Origin of the sequence: Marinibacterium profundimaris (assembly GCF_002210095.1) — a bacterium.
GTDB lineage: Bacteria > Pseudomonadota > Alphaproteobacteria > Rhodobacterales > Rhodobacteraceae > Marinibacterium > Marinibacterium profundimaris.
The window spans coordinates 134,443-149,402 of the sequence record NZ_AQQR01000008.1 but is presented as its reverse complement, the minus strand read 5'-3'; the positions used below and the strand labels follow the sequence as shown (position 1 = coordinate 149,402).

Here is a 14,960-nt window from a genome sequence, read left to right as displayed (position 1 = left end):
CCTCACTTCCGGGGGCGCCAGTGGAACGGCACGATGATCAGCGCACCGATCGAGGAGACGATGGCGTTCAGCCCGGGACTGCCGAAGCCGATGCCAAACATCACCCGAAGGAAATAGAACAGGAACGCCCCGCCGACGCAGATGATGATCGAAGGCAGCACGCCGTTCCTGGTCCAGCCCGTCTTTTCCGAGGCATAGCCCACGATCCCCGCGATCACGACCGTGCCGATGAGGGTAGGGAACATGGATCTCTCCTTATGCCTGCAGCTGCGTGCCGGCGGGCAGCGGGCGGCCGCGCAGGTACGCGTCGCGATCCTGCGCCCCCTTGCCCGCGCGTTGCAAGCGCAGGATCTCAACCGCGCCGCTGCCGCAGGCGATGGTCAGCGCGTCATCCAGCGCCGTGCCGGGCGCCCCCTGCCCCGTGGCCACACGCGAGGCCAGGAGTTTCACCCGCTCGCCATCGATCTCGGTCCAGGCGCCGGGAAAGGGCGACAGGCCACGGATCTGCCGGTCGACGGCCTCGGCCGGTTGCGTCCAGTCGATGCGGGCCTCGGACTTGTCGATCTTGGCGGCATAGGTGACGCCCTCGTCGGGCTGCGGCTGGGGCACCAGAGTATCCAGCCGGTCCAGCGCGGTGACGATCAGCGCCGCACCCATGGCGCTGAGACGGTCGTGCAGCGTGGCGGTGGTCTCCTCGGGGCGGATGGCCGTCGCCTCGCGCAGCAGGACAGGGCCGGTGTCGAGCCCGGCCTCCATCTGCATGATGCAGATCCCGGTTTCGGCGTCGCCTTCGAGGATCGCGCGGTGGATCGGCGCGGCGCCGCGCCAGCGCGGCAGCCGCGAGGCGTGGATGTTCAGGCACCCGTGGCGCGGCGCGTCGAGCACCGGCTGAGGCAGGATCAGGCCATAGGCCACGACGACGGCGACATCGGCCTTCAGCGCGGCAAAGGCGGCCTGCTCTTCGGCGCCCTTCAGCGAAACGGGGTGGCGGACCTTCAGCCCCAGCGCCTCGGCCCTGGCATGGACAGGCGTCGGGCGGGGTTTCTTGCCGCGGCCGGCGGGGCGCGGCGGCTGGCAATAGACCGCCGCGATCTCGTGGCCCGCCCCGGCCAGCGCGTCGAGCACCGGCACGGAGAACTCCGGCGTGCCCATGAAGATGACCCGCATCAGCGGCCCCAGAGATGCGCTTGCTTCTGCGCCTTGCGGATCAGCATTTCGCGCTTGGTGCGGCCCAGGTGGTCGATATACATCTTGCCGTTCAGGTGATCGATCTGGTGCTGGACCGAGATCGACCAAACCCCCTCGAAATCGCGCTCTTCGATCTCGCCATGCTGGTTCAGGAAGCGCACGGTGACGCGCTCCGGCCGGTTGATCTTGGCCGCGACGCCCATAAGGTTCGGGCTGGCCTCGTCAACTGCCATGGTCTCTTCGGAGGCGTCGATGACCTCGGGATTGGCCAGCCGCACGGCCTGGCCGCGTTCCTCGGATGCGTCCACCACGGCCAGGCGCAGCATCAGGCCGATCTGCGGCGCCGCAAGGCCCAGGCCCGGCATCTTCTCCATGATGTCGATCATGTCGACCCAATGCCCATGGATCTCGTAGTCGATCTTTTCGACCGGCTCGGCGGGCGTGCGCAGACGCTTGTCGGGATAGATGAGGAAGCGTTCGTCGACTTTCATTGGGGGCTCCCGGCATAGCTGGCCTCGGCGGCCTTGCGGGCCTCGGGCGTGATACGATCGAAGGTGACGATGCCGTCCAGGTGGTCCAGTTCATGCTGGACGCAGACCGCGCCGAACCCGGTGAATTCCTCTTCGCGCAGCAGGCCGCTGCGATCGGTCCAGGCCATGATCACCGCCTCAGGGCGTTCGACATCGACCAGAAGGCCCGGGATCGACAGGCAGCCCTCGGGCGTGGACTGGAGCGTCGGCGCGCTGTCGATGATCTGCGGGTTGATCATCACGACGGGCGAGCGCGGCCCCGCCTTCCAGGTCAGATCCATCACGAAGAGCCGCTTGGCCACGCCCACCTGGGGCGCGGCCAGCCCGCGGCCCGGGGCATCGTACATCGTGTCGAACATGTCGGCGATCAGCGCATCGACATCCTCGTTCCAGCCCACGGGCTCGCACACGACCGAAAGCCCAGGGTCCGGCCAGGTCAGGATCCGGCGCACGGCCATCAGGCGCGGGCCTTCTCGCGTTTGAGCTTTTGCATCTTGCGGGTGATCATCTGCCGCTTCATCGGCGTCAGGTAATCGATGAAGAGCTTGCCGTTCAGGTGGTCGATCTCGTGCTGGACGCAGGTCGCCCAGAGCCCGTCGAAGGTTTCCACCTGTTCCCGGCCATCCCGGTCGATCCAGCGGACGTCGACGACCTTGGGTCGGGTGACATCGGCATATTGCTCGGGGATCGACAGGCAGCCTTCCTCGTAGGTGTTCGTCTCGTCCGACGCGGCGATCACCTCGGGGTTGAACATGACCAGCGGGCGCGGCGGCTGATCCTCTTCCTTGACGCAATCCAGCACGATCAGCCGGTCGAGCACGCCGACCTGAGGCGCGGCCAGCCCGATGCCGGGCGCGTCGTACATCGTCACGAGCATGTCGTCGGCCAGGCGGCGCAGCTCGTCCGAGATATCCTCGACCGGGGCGCAGACCTTCTTCAGCCGCGGATCGGGGTGAATGAGAATAGGGCGCATCATGAAATGGGATGTAAGCGATCGCAGGGTCAGTCGCAACGTCCCCTTGCACATGCGCGCAAAAGCCCTAGCGTCCGCGCAGGACGCACGAAAGGACACCGCATGAGCACCGCCCCGAATTTTGACCAGATCATCGACCGCCGCGGCTCGGGTTGTGCCAAGTGGGACGCGATGGAGAAGTTCAGCGGCGTCGCGGCAGAGGATGGCATGGCGATGTGGGTCGCCGACATGGACTTCCGCTCGCCGCAGGTCGTGCTGGACCGCGGGCGCGAGATGGTCGAGCACGGGTTCTTCGGCTACACCACCGGCGACGGCGGCCTGTTCGACGCCGCCGCCTGGTGGATGAAGGCGCGCCACGGCTGGGCCGCCGATCCGGCGCACATGTTCACCACGACGGGGATCGTGAACGCCGTGGCGCTCTGCCTCGACACCTATACGCAGCCCGGCGACGGGATCGTGCTGTTCACGCCGGTCTACCATGCCTTCGCCAAGACAATCCTCGGCGCCGACCGCAAGGTGGTCGAATGCGTGATGCCGATCGAAGATGGCGTCTATGCGCTGGATTTCGACGCCTGGGACGCGCAGATGGACGGGTCGGAGAAGGTGCTGATCCTGTGTTCGCCGCACAATCCCGGCGGCCGGATCTGGAGCAGGGCCGAGCTGGAGGCCATCGCCGCCTTCGCCAAGCGCCATGACCTGCTGCTGATCTCGGACGAGATCCACCACGACCTCATCCTGCCGGGGCAAAAGCACATCCCGATGAACCTGATCGAGGGCGTGACCGACCGGCTGGTGACCCTGGTGGCGCCGTCGAAGACCTTCAACCTGGCCGGGCTGCACACCGGGCTGGTCATCATCGAGGACGACGCCCTGCGCGCGCAATTCGCCAGGCGCAAGGAGGCGCTGCGGGTCTCGAGCAACATCTTCGGCGTGGAATTCGCCACCGCCGCCTATTCGCCCGCCGGCGCCGACTGGGTCGACGCGCTGACCGACTATCTCGACGGCAACCGGAAGGTCTTTGACGCCGGGATCAACGCGATCCCCGGGCTGCGCTCCATGCCGATGCAGGCGACCTACCTGAGCTGGGTGGATTTCAACGCCACCGGCATGACGCAGGACGAGATCGCCCGCCGCATCGCCGAGGACGCGAAGATCGCCGTGAACGACGGCCCGGCCTTCGGGACGGGCGGCGAGGGCTTCATGCGGTTCAATATCGCCATGCCCCGAGCCCAGGTCGAAACCGCCGTGGACCGGATGACGAAGGCCTTCGCGGACCTGCAGTAGACAGGCGGTCAACAGGCGGGGCGGTCAACAGGCGGGCGTTCAGGAAACAGGCGCCCCGAAAGCGAGACGCGCCGCTAGGCGGGGCGAGCGGCGCGTCGGACAATCTCAACATGCGGCAGGGCGGTCATCCCCCTGCCCCTGCGGACCCGCGTTATCGCGGCAGCAGCGCGACAGGCCCGTTGGGCTCGCGGAAGTGATCCAGAGGCGGCGTCTGGGTCGCTGCGGTGTTGCGCTTGAATTCATAGCACATCTCTCCGCCCTCCTCGCCGCTGGCGACGATCAGACACTGATAGAGATGCTCGGCCCCGTCATAGACGTCGACCAGCCCGCGCAGCGCAGGCACGACCGCGCTTTCGACCGAGAAACCGGTGCGCCACAGGCGCAGGACAGGCCAGGTCTTGCCACCGGCCATCACGCGCAGACGGTTCTTCCGGCGCAGCTCGGCAAGCCGCGCGGCATCCAGACCGTCCCGTACATCCTTGGGAAGATAGGTGGTCATGATCGAATCTCCGGACAGGGTTTTGTGGCAGTGAGCCTGCCACGTGACCGGTTAACAAGTCTGCCCCTACGTGGTTCCACGTATTGTTGCGGACATGCACCTCTGAAGCCTTCGAACCGCGTTCCGTGTGGCATTGCAGAGGGGCTGCGCGCAGCGGCACGGCTGACATTCGCGCCAGAACCCCTAGGTTTATCCCTGAATAGAGCGAGAGGAGACCCCATGGGACAGCTTGTCGACGGTGAATGGAAAGACAGCGCGCTGATCGCGAAATCCGAGGACGGCGCCTTCAAGCGGAAGGATTCGGATTTCCGCAACTGGGTGACCCCCGACGGCGCGCCCGGCCCCTCGGGCGAAGGCGGCTTTCCCGCCGAGCTCGGGCGCTACCACCTTTATGTCAGCTATGCCTGCCCCTGGGCCCACCGCGCCCTGATCTTCCGCATACTGAAGGGCCTGACGCCGCATATCAGCGTCTCGGTCGTGCATCCCGACATGCTCGACAAGGGCTGGACCTTCGACACCGGGTTCGATGGCGCCACCGGCGACACGCTGATGGGGCTCAGCCATCTCTACAAGGTCTACCAGAAGGCCGATCCGTCCTATACCGGCAAGGTCACCGTGCCCGTGCTATGGGACAAGCAGCGCGAGACCATCGTGTCGAACGAAAGCGCCGAGATCATCCGCATGTTCAACTCCGCCTTCAACGGCCTCACGGGCAACACCGACGATTACTGGCCCGAAGAGCTGCGCGAGGCGATCGAGCCGGTGAACGCGCGGATCTACGACACGGTGAACAACGGCGTCTACAAGTCCGGTTTCGCCACCTCGCAAAGCGCCTATGACGAGGCGGTGCACGCGCTCTTCGACTCGCTCGACTGGATCGAGGATCGCCTGTCCACCAACCGCTTCCTGATGGGCAACCGCGTGACCGAGGCCGACTGGCGCCTGCTGACGACTCTTCTGCGGTTTGACAAGGTCTACCACGGGCATTTCAAGTGCAACCGCGACCGGATCATCGATTTCCCCAACCTCTGGGGCTACACGCGAGAGCTGTACCAGTGGCCCGGCGTGGCCGAGACCACGCATTTCGACCATATCGTGCGCCATTACCATTACAGCCACGAGTCGGTTAACCCCTACCGGATCATCCCGATCACCCCGCGGCCCGATTTCACCGCGCCGCACGGCCGGGATCAACGCAGCGCGGCGTAATGCTCGGCCATGGCGGCCAGGTCCTCGGGGCTGGTCCCCGAGGGCACATAGGAGCAGGCATTCGGCGAATGGGCAAAGATCGACCCGTCCGAGAAGAAGGTGGTGTTGGTGACAAAGATAACCCGCGCTTTCGGGCAGCGGTAATTGGCGAAATCCGCCACCGACAGCGAACTTCCGTCGCTGAGGACGAGATCGAGGATCAGGATGTCATAGTCGCTTTCCTGCAAGGCCTCGATCGCGGCCGCCTGCGAGCGGACCAGGTCCGCCTCGGAGCCGAGACGCTGAAGATGCCTTTGCCACATGCTCCCGAGTTCTGATTTGCTCTCGACGATCAGGACTTTCATAACCACTGCTTTCGGATATCCGGTTCCTCCAGGCTCGATGATCGTGGGCTTCGTGTGTTAACAAACCATTAATATATGTGAGCCCGGCATTAATATGGCGGTTTCATGCTTGCCCTGCCCGGGAACAGTGCCTTGCTGAACAATTGAAACGACCACCCGAAGGCAGACAAGACCATGACGACACCGCTGTGCCTCTCCCTGGCCCTGCTGCTGGATGCCCTGATGGGCGAACCCGGCTGGCTGTGGTCGCGGCTGCCGCATCCGGCGGTGCTGATGGGCCGCGCTGTTGCGGCGCTCGACCGGCGGCTGAACCACCACGCGCTGTCCGACGCCGCGCGCCGGGCCCGGGGCGTGCTGGCGCTGGTGCTGCTGGTGGCGGGTGCGGGGCTGCTGGGCTGGTGCCTCGCGCTTGGCGGACCTGTGGTCGAGATCCTGGGCGCCGCGGTGCTTCTGGCGCAGCGGTCCCTGGTCGATCACGTCCGCGCGGTGGCCGATGGCCTGCGGCAGGGCCTGCCCGAGGGGCGGCGGGCCGTCTCGATGATCGTCAGCCGCGACACGACCGACATGGATGCGCCCCGCATTGCCCGGTCTGCCATCGAAAGCGCGGCCGAGAACCTCTCGGACGGGGTGGTGGCGCCGGCCTTCTGGTTCCTGCTGGGCGGATTGCCCGGGATCCTGATCTACAAGGTGGTGAACACCGCCGACAGCATGATCGGCTACCGCACCCCCCGGCACGAGGCCTTTGGCTGGGCCGCCGCCCGGTTCGACGACCTGCTGAACCTGGCGCCTTCGCGGCTGACCGCGCTGATGATCGCGATCGGCGCCCGCCGCCGCCTGCCGCTGGCCGATATCGTCGCCGATGCGCGCGGGCACAAATCCCCCAACGCCGGCTGGCCCGAGGCGACCATGGCGCGCGTGCTCGACGTGGCACTGGCCGGCCCGCGCAGCTACGACGGGCAGATGCGCGATCTCGCCTGGGTCAACCCGGACGGCCGGCGCGAGATCGGCGCGGCAGACGTGGAGGCGGCGATCTCCTGCCTCTGGGCGACCTGGGCGGTGGGGCTGTTGCTGGTCTTTGTGCTGGTGCTTGTGTAGGCAGGGGCAACCTCTGCAACACCGGATCCGCCATGCGCCGCCTTCTTCTCGCCTGTGCCGCCACGCTGCTGGCCGGCCCTGTTTCCGCCCAATGCGGCGGCCCCTTCAACAGCTTCGTCGCCGGGCTGAAATCCGAGGCGGTCAGCCGGGGCCACGCGCCCGAGACGGTGGACCGGTTCTTCGCCACCGCGCGGCAGGATCCCGCGGTGCTGCGGGCCGATCGCGCCCAGGGCGTGTTCCAGCGCCCGTTCCTCGATTTCTCGCGACGGCTGATCAGCCAGAACCGGATCCAGCGCGGCCGCCAGAACGCGGAGCGCTACGCCGGGGTCTTCGACCGGATCGAGGCGCAATACGGCGTGTCGCGCGGCGTGCTGCTGGCCTTCTGGGCCTTCGAGACGGATTACGGCGCCGTCCAGGGCGATTTCAACACGCTGAACGCGCTGGTGACCCTGTCACACGATTGCCGCCGGCCCGATCTGTTCCGGCCCCAGGTCTTCGCGGCGCTTGAGCTCTACGAGAACGGTGATTTCGACCCGGACACGACCACCGGCGCCTGGGCGGGCGAGATCGGCATGGTGCAGATGCTGCCCGGCGACATCCTTGAAAACGGTGTGGACGGCGATGGCGACGGCCACGTGACACTGAAGAGCTCGGCGCCGGATGCGCTGATGTCGGGGGCGAATTTGCTCTCCAGCCTCGGCTGGCGCCCGGGCGAGCCCTGGATCCAGGAGGTTGTCGTGCCAGACGGGCTGGATTGGTCTCTCTCCGGCCCGGGCAAGCCCCGCCCCTCCGCCGACTGGGCGGCACTGGGGGTCGAGGCCCGCGAGGGACAGCTGGCGGACCTGCCGGCGTCACTGGTGCTGCCGCAGGGGCGCAACGGCCCGGCGTTCCTCGCCTATCCGAATTTCGACGTCTATTTCGAGTGGAACCAAAGCTTCGTCTACGTGATGACGGCCGCCTATTTCGCGACGCGGCTGGAAGGGGCGCCGATCTACCTGGCCGGCGATCCCGATCCCGGGCTGAGGGCCAAGCAGATGATGGAGCTGCAGCGCCGGCTGGCCGCGCGGGGCCATGACGTGGGCGGCGTGGACGGCATTCTGGGCGCGGGCACACGGACGGCGGTGCAGGCCGAGCAGCAGCGGCTGGGGATGCCGGCGGATGCCTGGCCGACGGTGGAGCTGCTGAATGCGCTGTGACGGGGCGTGGATCTTTACCGGATGATAAGGAAATGGTAGTTTCCTGGCCATTCCAGTAAGTGTTTCAGGTTCATCACCGAAACGAGCCCCGCAGAGTTGCCGCTCTGCGGGGCTTCTCATACCCGGTCAGAGACCGGAGATGAGCCGGATGATGGAGACGAGCAGCGCAGCCGCCGTCAGGATCACCATCCACTTCCAATAAGCGTCCTGTTTCAGGATCATCACCTCCTTCCGCCGCGAAGGGTCGCGACGGAGCCAAGGTGGGTTATCGTGGTTAACCAAGTGTGAAGCGGGACGGCGGCCGGGGCGATGCCGAAGGCGAGCGCCGTCCAGCCGCCCCAAGGATCAGGCCACGAGCGCCTCGGCCTTGCGCAGGTCGACCGAGACCAGTTGCGACACGCCCTGCTCGGCCATGGTCACACCGAACAGCCGGTCCATCCGCGCCATCGTGACCGCGTGGTGGGTGATGATCAGGAACCGTGTCTCGGTCCGGCGGCACATCTCGTCCAGCAGGTCGCAGAACCGGGTCACGTTGGCATCGTCCAGCGGCGCGTCGACCTCGTCGAGGACGCAGATCGGCGCCGGGTTGGCCAGGAACACCGCAAAGATCAGCGCCATGGCCGTCAGCGTCTGTTCCCCGCCCGACAGCAGAGACAGGGTCGACAGCTTCTTGCCCGGCGGCTGGCACATGATCTCCAGCCCGGCATCCAGCGGATCTTCGCTTTCGACCATCACCAGGTTGGCCTCGCCCCCGCCAAAGAGATGGGTGAAGAGCATCGAGAAATTGCTGTTCACCTGCTCGAAGGCGGTCAGCAGCCGCTCGCGCCCCTCGCGGTTGAGGCTGGCGATACCCGACCGCAGGGTGCGGATCGCTTCCTCGAGGTCGGCCTTCTCCTGCACCAGCGCGTCATGCTCCTCCTGCACCTCGCGCGCATCTTCCTCGGCCCGCAGGTTCACCGCCCCCAGCGCATCGCGCTGGCGCTTGTGGCGGTTGACCTCGGCCTCCAGCGTCTCGGCATCGGGCATGTCCGACGGGTCCGTCTCCAGCGCGGTCAGCAGCTGGGCCGGGGTCATCTGGCGGTCCTCGGCGATGCGGTCGGCGGCGTGCAGCACGGCCTCGCGCGCGGCTTCGGCGCGGGCCTCGGCACGGGCGCGGTTCTCGCGCGCCTCCGAGGCGGCGCGCTCCTGGTCGCGCTCGGTCTGGACCACGGTGCGCAGCCGCGCCTCGGCGGCGGCCAGCGCGCCGGAGGCATCGGACTTGCGCAGCTCGGCGGTCTCCAGCTCGGCCAGCAGCTCCTCCTGCTCCTCGGCCAGCGCCTCGGGGCGCGCCTTGGCCTCGCGCAGCTCCGCCTCGGTCCCGGCGCGCCGCTCTTCAAGCTCGGCGATGCGGGTGCCGGCGGTCTCCAGCCGGTGGCGCCAGCCGCTGAGCTCCTTGGTGACGACCTGGCTGCGCTTCAGCCGGGCCTCGCCCTCGCGGCGCAATTCATCATGGGCCGAGCGCCGGGTCATCATGGTGATCCGCGCGGCCTCGACCACCTGTTTCAGGTCCTCGACGGCGCCGCGCGCGGTCTCCAGATCCTCGAGCCCGTCCATCGACCGCTGCGCCTCGCGCAGCTGGTGTCGGGCCTCGGTCGCCTCGTCTCGGTGACGGGCCAGCGCCAGGCCCAGCGTCTCCAGCTTGCCCTCGGCGAGGTTGCGGTCGGAATCCGCGCGGCTGAGCGCCCGGCCGGCATCGGCCACGGCACGGTCTGCCTCGCGTCGGGCGGCACGGGCCGCGGCGTCGGCCTCGGCCAGCTCTTTCAGGCGCATCTTGAGCGACTCATGCGCCTGCGTCGCCGCGGCCGCGCGGGTGCTGACCTCTTCAAGGTCCTGCTTCAGCTGGTCCAGACGGTTCATCTGCTCCAGCCGCAGCGCGGCAGCCGACGGCGCATCTTCGGCCCAGGCGCGGTAGCCGTCCCAGCGCCAGAGGTCGCCGTCGCGCGTGACCAGTCGCTGGCCGGGGCGCAGCTGCGGCTGCAGCCGGGCGCCCTCGTCCGCGCTCACCACGCCGATTTGGCCGATCCGGCGCGCCAGAACCCCGGGCACCTCGACCACATCCGACAAAGGGCGCACGCCGTCCGGCAACGGCTGCGCAGCCTCGTAGCCCGGCAGATCCAGCCAGCCCGAAGGCCCGTCGGCGCCCACATGCGGCGCGCGCAGGTCGTCGGCCATGGCGGCGCCAAGCGCCTTCTCGTACCCCGCCTCGACCCGGATCTCGTCCATCACCTGCCCGCCCTCGGCGGTGTCGCGGTCCACCAGGCGCTTCAGCGCGGTGACCTCGGCCTGGATCGCGCCGACCTCGCCCTCGGCAGAGGACCGTGCGGCACGGGCTTCGGCCTCCATGTCCTGTGTCTCGCCAAGGGCCTCGTCAGAGGCCTCCAGCGCGGCCTCCGCCTTTTCGACGGCCCGCTGGGCATAGGCTTCGTTCGCGCGGGCCTCGTCACAGGCGACAGTGGCCTGGCCCAGCTTCTGCCGGGCCTCGGCCATGTTGGCCTCCGCCTGTTCGGCCGCGGCCTCGGACCGGTCGAGGGTCTTCTGGCTGTCGGCCAGCAGGCGCGCGACAGACTGGTGCCGCGCGGCCAGGCGCGCGACATCCTCGGTGACCGTGCTCAGATGCGCCTCGCGGTCGGACAGGACCGCCGCGGCCTCCTGCGCCTGGTCCGAGGCCTCTTCCAGCTTGTCCTCGTGGCCCTCGCCCGCCTTGGCGAGCTCGCGCATTTCCCATTCCAGCTGTTCGATCGTCTCGTTCGCGTCGCGGTTCAGCCCGGCCTCGCGGTCGATGTCCCTGGTCAACTGTTCGATGCGGCCGGTCAGGGTGCGGATGGTCTCTTCGGCGCGCTTGGCCTCGTCGTCCAGCGCGTGGCGCTTGACGGTCATGCGCTGCACGACGGCGGCGGCAATGGCCTCTTCCTCGCGCAGCGGCGGCAGGGCCTCTTCGGCCGCCTCGCGGGCCGCCGTCGCTTCGCGCACCGCGCGTTCCAGTTGCGAGGCTTCGGTCGTGCAGGTCTTCAGCCCTTCCGCGGCGGCGGACCGGGCATCGTCGGCCTCGCGCCAACGACGATACAGCAGCAGCCCCTCGGCCTGGCGCAGCGCCTCGCCGATGGCGCGGTAGCGCGCCGCCTGCTTGGCCTGGCGCGCCAGCTGGGCCAGCTGCGAGGCCAGCTGTTCGATCACGTCATCGACGCGGGTCAGGTTCTGCTCGGTCCCGTTCAGCTTCAGCTCGGCCTCGTGCCGGCGCTGGTAGAGGCCCGAGATCCCGGCGGCCTCTTCGAGGATCCGGCGCCGCGCCTTGGGCTTGGCGTTGATCAGCTCGGAGATCTGGCCCTGCCGCACCAGCGCCGGCGAATGCGCACCGGTGGAGGCATCGGCAAAAAGCATCTGGATGTCGCGGGCGCGGACGTCCTTGGCATTGGCCTTGTAGGCGGACCCGACGTCGCGGGTGATCCGGCGGATGACTTCCAGCTGATCCTGGTCGTTGAAGCCCGAGGGCGCCAGCCGGTCGGAATTGTCGATATGCAGAGAGACCTCGGCAAAGTTCCGGGCCGGGCGGGTGCCCGATCCGGCAAAGATCACGTCCTCCATCCCGCCGCCGCGCATGGCGGAGGGGCGATTTTCGCCCATGACCCAGCGCAGCGCCTCCAGCAGGTTGGACTTGCCGCAGCCGTTGGGGCCCACCACGCCGGTCAGGCCCTGGTGGATGATCAGGTCGGTCGGGTCCACGAAGCTCTTGAACCCGGTGAGACGCAGCTTTGTGAAACGCAATGATCTGCCCTTTGAGCCGATTCAGGTCGGTTTGTCCAAGGTTGCGGGTCGGGCGCCGCCCTGTCAACGCGTTCGCCGCAGATATGGCGCAGACAGGCGGCTTTTCCACAAGATATTGGGCTTTGATCTATGCCTGTCCGGAAGTGGGTCGCATGGATCGCACCGGACCGGCGCCTATCTAGTAGGGCGCGCAATCGTAGTCGAGGTATTCCAGCCCATCCTCGCGGTAAACACCCGAGGGCGTTTCGAGGCAATCGTATTGCGGCGTTGGGCGCAGGACCGGCGCCTGCCTCCGGTCGTCATCACAGGTCAGCTGGCCCAGCTGCAGCGCCTGATCGCCCAGCAGGCGCCGGACATGGCAGCCGCTGGCCTGTTCCATCGCCAGGGCGGCCCGGCCGCCGATGGGGCCAAGGCGGGGCGCGTATTCCGGGCTGATGCGCACGGATTCGGCCAGGTCACCCCGGATGCGGACGTCGAACACGCTGCCGTCGACCGCGACGCGGGTGACGGGCTGGCCCGCGAAGTAGGGGCTGGGCGCATCGCAGGCGGCAAGCAGGCCCAGCAGGAGAATCGGCACCCGGCGCATGCTGGTATCGTCGGCCACCATGGTTAAGGGAAGATGGAGACCTCTGCCGCCCCATCCAGCCGGCGCCCGTCAGGAGGCAGAGGCCCCACCGCCATCACCGCATGGCACGGCCGATGGCCGCGTTGGTTGCGCCGCCCCGCGCGTGGTCATATGATTTGACCAATTCTTCAAAGACCGTGCGATGCCCTTTCAGAAAGTCCTGCCCGAAAAGATCTCTGCCGCCATCGTCCGCCAGATCGAACTGCTGATCCTGCGCGGCATCCTGCGGCCCGGAGAGCGCCTGCCCTCCGAACGGGACCTGGCCGAACGGCTGGGCGTCTCGCGCCCCTCGCTGCGAGACGCGGTGGCCGAACTGCAGGCGCAGGGCCTGCTCACGGCCCGGGCCGGATCGGGGATCTTTGTCGCCGATGTCCTGGGCTCGGCCTTCTCGCCGGCGCTGGTGCGGCTGATGGGCACCCACGAGACGGCGATGTCGGATTACCTGTCCTTCCGCCGCGACATGGAGGGGCTGGCCGCCGAGCGCGCGGCGCGGCTGGGCTCGGACAGCGATCTGAAGGTGATCGGCACGGTGCTGGACAAGATGATCTCGGCCCATGATCGGTCCATGCCGGCCGAGGAGGCCGCGCTGGACGCGCAATTCCACATGAGCATCATCGAGGCGAGCCACAACGTGGTGATGCTGCACATGATGCGGTCCATGTATGAGCTGCTGCGGCAGGGGGTGTTTTACAACCGCCAGGCGGTCTTTGCCCGGTCCGAGGCGCGGGACGCATTGTTGGACCAGCACCGGGCCATCAACGACGCGCTGCAGGCCCGCGAGCCCCAGGCGGCGCGTGCAGCGGTGGAATCTCATCTGGATTTCGTCGAACGCGCCCTGGCCGACGGGCGGCGGGCCGAGGCGAACGAGGAGATCGCGCGCCAGAGGCTGGACCACGAGACCGGCACCGGCTGAGCGCGACCCGGCACGGTTCATTCCCCATCGAAACGAAAAAGCCCGGCCGCGAAGGGCCGGGCATTAACGGTCTGACACGGGGTCTCCCCCGGATCGGCTCAGTGCAGCTTTGTGCCGATTTCCTCGATCGAGGCATCGATCAGCGCGCTGGCGTCCGACTTGCTCATCTGGCGGGCCATTTCCTCGCGGGCCACCGCGACGGCAACCTGGATGGCCTGGTCGCGGACTTCCTTGACCGCGGCGGCTTCGGCCGATGCGATCTGGTCCTCGGCGGCGGCGATCCGGCGCGCGATGGAGGTTTCGAGGTCCGCTTTGGCCTGTTGGGCCGCGGCCTTGGCATCGGCCTTGGCGGCTTCGACGATGCGGTCGGCCTGGTCCTGGACCTGGGCCTGCTTGCGCTCGTAAGAGGCCAGCAGGGTCTGGGCTTCTTCACGCAGGGCGCGGGCCTCGTCCAGTTCGGACTGGATGCCTTCGGCGCGCGAGTCGAGAAGCCCGCCGACCTTGGCCGGCACCTTGAAATAGAACAGGATGCCGATGAAAAGCAGGAACGCGATCGACACGATGAAGTTCGTGTTCGACAGCGAGAAGAACGGGCCGGTCGCGGCCAGCGCGGGGCTGGCGGCGGTCACGGCAAGCAGGGCAGCAAGGGTCATCCGCATCGGGGTCATCCTTTCGCGCGTTCGGCAACGGCCGAATCGATGGCCTTCTGGTCGGGTGTCCCGCCCAGGGCGGCGACCAGCGCGGCAGCGGTCTCGCGGGCGACCTCGCGAACGCTTTCCATCGCGCCTTCGCGGATCTCGGCCAGGGCCTTCTCCGACTCGGCGCTCTTTTCAGCGATCTTCTTGTCTGCCTCGGCTATCGCATCGTCGAGGTCGGACTGGATCTCGGCCCGGGTCTCGGTGGCGATGCGCTGTGCCTCGGAGCGGGCGTCGGCGAGGGCCTTTTCATAGGCTTTCTCGGCGTCGACGGCCTTGGCCTTGAGATCCTCGGCGGCTGCCAGGTCATTGGTGATCGTCCCGGCGCGGTCGGCGAGGATGCCGGCGATGCGCGGCAGGGCCACGCGCGTCAGGACCAGGTAGATGACGATCAGCGCGATGACGAGCCAGAAGATCTGGTTTGGCATCCACTCGCCGCAAAGCTGCGGCATGCCGATCGCGGCGCCGTGGGAATCCACGCAGATGCCGGCGGCTTCTTCGTAGATGGGTTCAGTCGCCATGACGTCCTCCGGTCGTGATCTGTTGCATCCATCGGGCGGCCCGCTGTGTCGCGGCGCCGCCCGTCGTAAGGATTGGTTCGGTCGTTA

General features: G+C 67.8%; 16 protein-coding genes. 5 read left to right on the top strand and 11 right to left on the bottom strand.

Features of this window, described 5'->3' with window-relative positions; genetic code table 11:
• Nucleotides 1–2 precede the first annotated feature (2 nt).
• The 5 genes from ATO3_RS18095 to def (ATO3_RS18075) are packed head-to-tail and all read right to left on the bottom strand — an operon-like array spanning nucleotide 3 to nucleotide 2,694.
• Nucleotides 3–245: a hypothetical protein gene (locus tag ATO3_RS18095; RefSeq protein WP_088651295.1), complete on the bottom strand. Its 243-nt coding sequence runs from the start codon at nucleotides 243–245 to the stop codon at nucleotides 3–5.
• A 10-nt stretch (nucleotides 246–255) separates the two neighbouring features.
• Complete coding sequence (fmt, locus tag ATO3_RS18090; protein WP_088651294.1) at nucleotides 256–1,167, bottom strand: methionyl-tRNA formyltransferase; 912 nt, start codon at nucleotides 1,165–1,167, stop codon at nucleotides 256–258.
• The gene (gene def / locus ATO3_RS18085) at nucleotides 1,167–1,679 is read right to left on the bottom strand and encodes a peptide deformylase (RefSeq protein ID WP_088651293.1); all 513 of its coding nucleotides are present in this window, start codon (nucleotides 1,677–1,679) and stop codon (nucleotides 1,167–1,169) included. The genes fmt and def (ATO3_RS18085) overlap by 1 nt, the downstream gene beginning before the upstream one ends.
• Entirely contained in the window at nucleotides 1,676–2,176 is a 501-nt protein-coding gene (gene def / locus ATO3_RS18080; protein WP_088651292.1) for a peptide deformylase, read from the bottom strand. Before def (ATO3_RS18080) ends, def (ATO3_RS18085) begins: the two co-directional genes overlap by 4 nt.
• A complete protein-coding gene (def, locus tag ATO3_RS18075; RefSeq protein ID WP_088651291.1) occupies nucleotides 2,176–2,694 on the bottom strand; it encodes a peptide deformylase in 519 nt (172 codons plus the stop codon). Before def (ATO3_RS18075) ends, def (ATO3_RS18080) begins: the two co-directional genes overlap by 1 nt.
• Nucleotides 2,695–2,793: 99 nt before the next feature.
• On the opposite strand from def (ATO3_RS18075), the gene ATO3_RS18070 reads away from it, so the two are divergent.
• A complete protein-coding gene (locus ATO3_RS18070; RefSeq protein WP_088651290.1) occupies nucleotides 2,794–3,975 on the top strand; it encodes a MalY/PatB family protein in 1,182 nt (393 codons plus the stop codon).
• A 151-nt stretch (nucleotides 3,976–4,126) separates the two neighbouring features.
• On the opposite strand, the gene ATO3_RS18065 is transcribed toward ATO3_RS18070, so the two are convergent.
• Nucleotides 4,127–4,474, bottom strand: coding sequence for a hypothetical protein (locus ATO3_RS18065; RefSeq protein ID WP_088651289.1), 348 nt, complete (start codon nucleotides 4,472–4,474; stop codon nucleotides 4,127–4,129).
• Nucleotides 4,475–4,693: 219 nt separating this feature from the next.
• Here ATO3_RS18065 and ATO3_RS18060 point away from each other — a divergent pair, with 219 nt between their 5' ends.
• Nucleotides 4,694–5,683: a glutathione S-transferase family protein gene (locus ATO3_RS18060; RefSeq protein ID WP_088651288.1), complete on the top strand. Its 990-nt coding sequence runs from the start codon at nucleotides 4,694–4,696 to the stop codon at nucleotides 5,681–5,683.
• Here the strand turns inward: ATO3_RS18060 and ATO3_RS18055 are convergent.
• A complete protein-coding gene (locus tag ATO3_RS18055; RefSeq protein WP_088651287.1) occupies nucleotides 5,665–6,027 on the bottom strand; it encodes a response regulator transcription factor in 363 nt (120 codons plus the stop codon). The two genes, ATO3_RS18060 and ATO3_RS18055, sit on opposite strands and share 19 nt — an antisense overlap.
• Before the next feature lie 174 nt (nucleotides 6,028–6,201).
• On the opposite strand from ATO3_RS18055, the gene cbiB reads away from it, so the two are divergent.
• Both cbiB and ATO3_RS18045 read left to right on the top strand, forming a co-directional pair.
• The gene (gene cbiB / locus ATO3_RS18050; protein ID WP_088651286.1) at nucleotides 6,202–7,122 is read left to right on the top strand and encodes an adenosylcobinamide-phosphate synthase CbiB; all 921 of its coding nucleotides are present in this window, start codon (nucleotides 6,202–6,204) and stop codon (nucleotides 7,120–7,122) included.
• Between the two features lie 32 nt (nucleotides 7,123–7,154).
• Entirely contained in the window at nucleotides 7,155–8,318 is a 1,164-nt protein-coding gene (locus ATO3_RS18045; RefSeq protein ID WP_088651285.1) for a lytic murein transglycosylase, read from the top strand.
• A gap of 345 nt (nucleotides 8,319–8,663) precedes the next feature.
• On the opposite strand, the gene ATO3_RS18040 is transcribed toward ATO3_RS18045, so the two are convergent.
• The gene (locus ATO3_RS18040; protein WP_088651284.1) at nucleotides 8,664–12,119 is read right to left on the bottom strand and encodes a chromosome segregation SMC family protein; all 3,456 of its coding nucleotides are present in this window, start codon (nucleotides 12,117–12,119) and stop codon (nucleotides 8,664–8,666) included.
• Between the two features lie 178 nt (nucleotides 12,120–12,297).
• Complete coding sequence (locus ATO3_RS18035; protein ID WP_088651348.1) at nucleotides 12,298–12,705, bottom strand: hypothetical protein; 408 nt, start codon at nucleotides 12,703–12,705, stop codon at nucleotides 12,298–12,300.
• Nucleotides 12,706–12,886: 181 nt separating this feature from the next.
• On the opposite strand from ATO3_RS18035, the gene ATO3_RS18030 reads away from it, so the two are divergent.
• Complete coding sequence (locus ATO3_RS18030; protein ID WP_088651283.1) at nucleotides 12,887–13,657, top strand: FCD domain-containing protein; 771 nt, start codon at nucleotides 12,887–12,889, stop codon at nucleotides 13,655–13,657.
• A gap of 98 nt (nucleotides 13,658–13,755) precedes the next feature.
• Here the strand turns inward: ATO3_RS18030 and ATO3_RS18025 are convergent, their stop codons facing one another.
• Nucleotides 13,756–14,316 (bottom strand): F0F1 ATP synthase subunit B, encoded by a 561-nt coding sequence (locus ATO3_RS18025; protein WP_088651282.1) that lies wholly within the window; start codon nucleotides 14,314–14,316, stop codon nucleotides 13,756–13,758.
• A gap of 5 nt (nucleotides 14,317–14,321) precedes the next feature.
• Nucleotides 14,322–14,873, bottom strand: coding sequence for a F0F1 ATP synthase subunit B' (locus tag ATO3_RS18020; RefSeq protein ID WP_088651281.1), 552 nt, complete (start codon nucleotides 14,871–14,873; stop codon nucleotides 14,322–14,324).
• Between the last annotated feature and the right edge of the window lie 87 nt (nucleotides 14,874–14,960).

Coding starts and splice junctions, on each gene's coding strand:
- ATO3_RS18025 (WP_088651282.1), bottom strand. CDS start 14,316: ATGCGGATGACCCTTGCTGCCCTGCTTGCCGTGACCGCCGCCAGCCCC.
- def (WP_088651292.1), bottom strand. CDS start 2,176: ATGGCCGTGCGCCGGATCCTGACCTGGCCGGACCCTGGGCTTTCGGTC.
- ATO3_RS18020 (WP_088651281.1), bottom strand. CDS start 14,873: ATGGCGACTGAACCCATCTACGAAGAAGCCGCCGGCATCTGCGTGGAT.
- def (WP_088651293.1), bottom strand. CDS start 1,679: ATGAAAGTCGACGAACGCTTCCTCATCTATCCCGACAAGCGTCTGCGC.
- cbiB (WP_088651286.1), top strand. CDS start 6,202: ATGACGACACCGCTGTGCCTCTCCCTGGCCCTGCTGCTGGATGCCCTG.
- ATO3_RS18045 (WP_088651285.1), top strand. CDS start 7,155: ATGCGCCGCCTTCTTCTCGCCTGTGCCGCCACGCTGCTGGCCGGCCCT.
- ATO3_RS18055 (WP_088651287.1), bottom strand. CDS start 6,027: ATGAAAGTCCTGATCGTCGAGAGCAAATCAGAACTCGGGAGCATGTGG.
- ATO3_RS18060 (WP_088651288.1), top strand. CDS start 4,694: ATGGGACAGCTTGTCGACGGTGAATGGAAAGACAGCGCGCTGATCGCG.
- ATO3_RS18035 (WP_088651348.1), bottom strand. CDS start 12,705: ATGCGCCGGGTGCCGATTCTCCTGCTGGGCCTGCTTGCCGCCTGCGAT.
- ATO3_RS18095 (WP_088651295.1), bottom strand. CDS start 245: ATGTTCCCTACCCTCATCGGCACGGTCGTGATCGCGGGGATCGTGGGC.
- fmt (WP_088651294.1), bottom strand. CDS start 1,167: ATGCGGGTCATCTTCATGGGCACGCCGGAGTTCTCCGTGCCGGTGCTC.
- ATO3_RS18065 (WP_088651289.1), bottom strand. CDS start 4,474: ATGACCACCTATCTTCCCAAGGATGTACGGGACGGTCTGGATGCCGCG.
- ATO3_RS18070 (WP_088651290.1), top strand. CDS start 2,794: ATGAGCACCGCCCCGAATTTTGACCAGATCATCGACCGCCGCGGCTCG.
- def (WP_088651291.1), bottom strand. CDS start 2,694: ATGATGCGCCCTATTCTCATTCACCCCGATCCGCGGCTGAAGAAGGTC.
- ATO3_RS18030 (WP_088651283.1), top strand. CDS start 12,887: ATGCCCTTTCAGAAAGTCCTGCCCGAAAAGATCTCTGCCGCCATCGTC.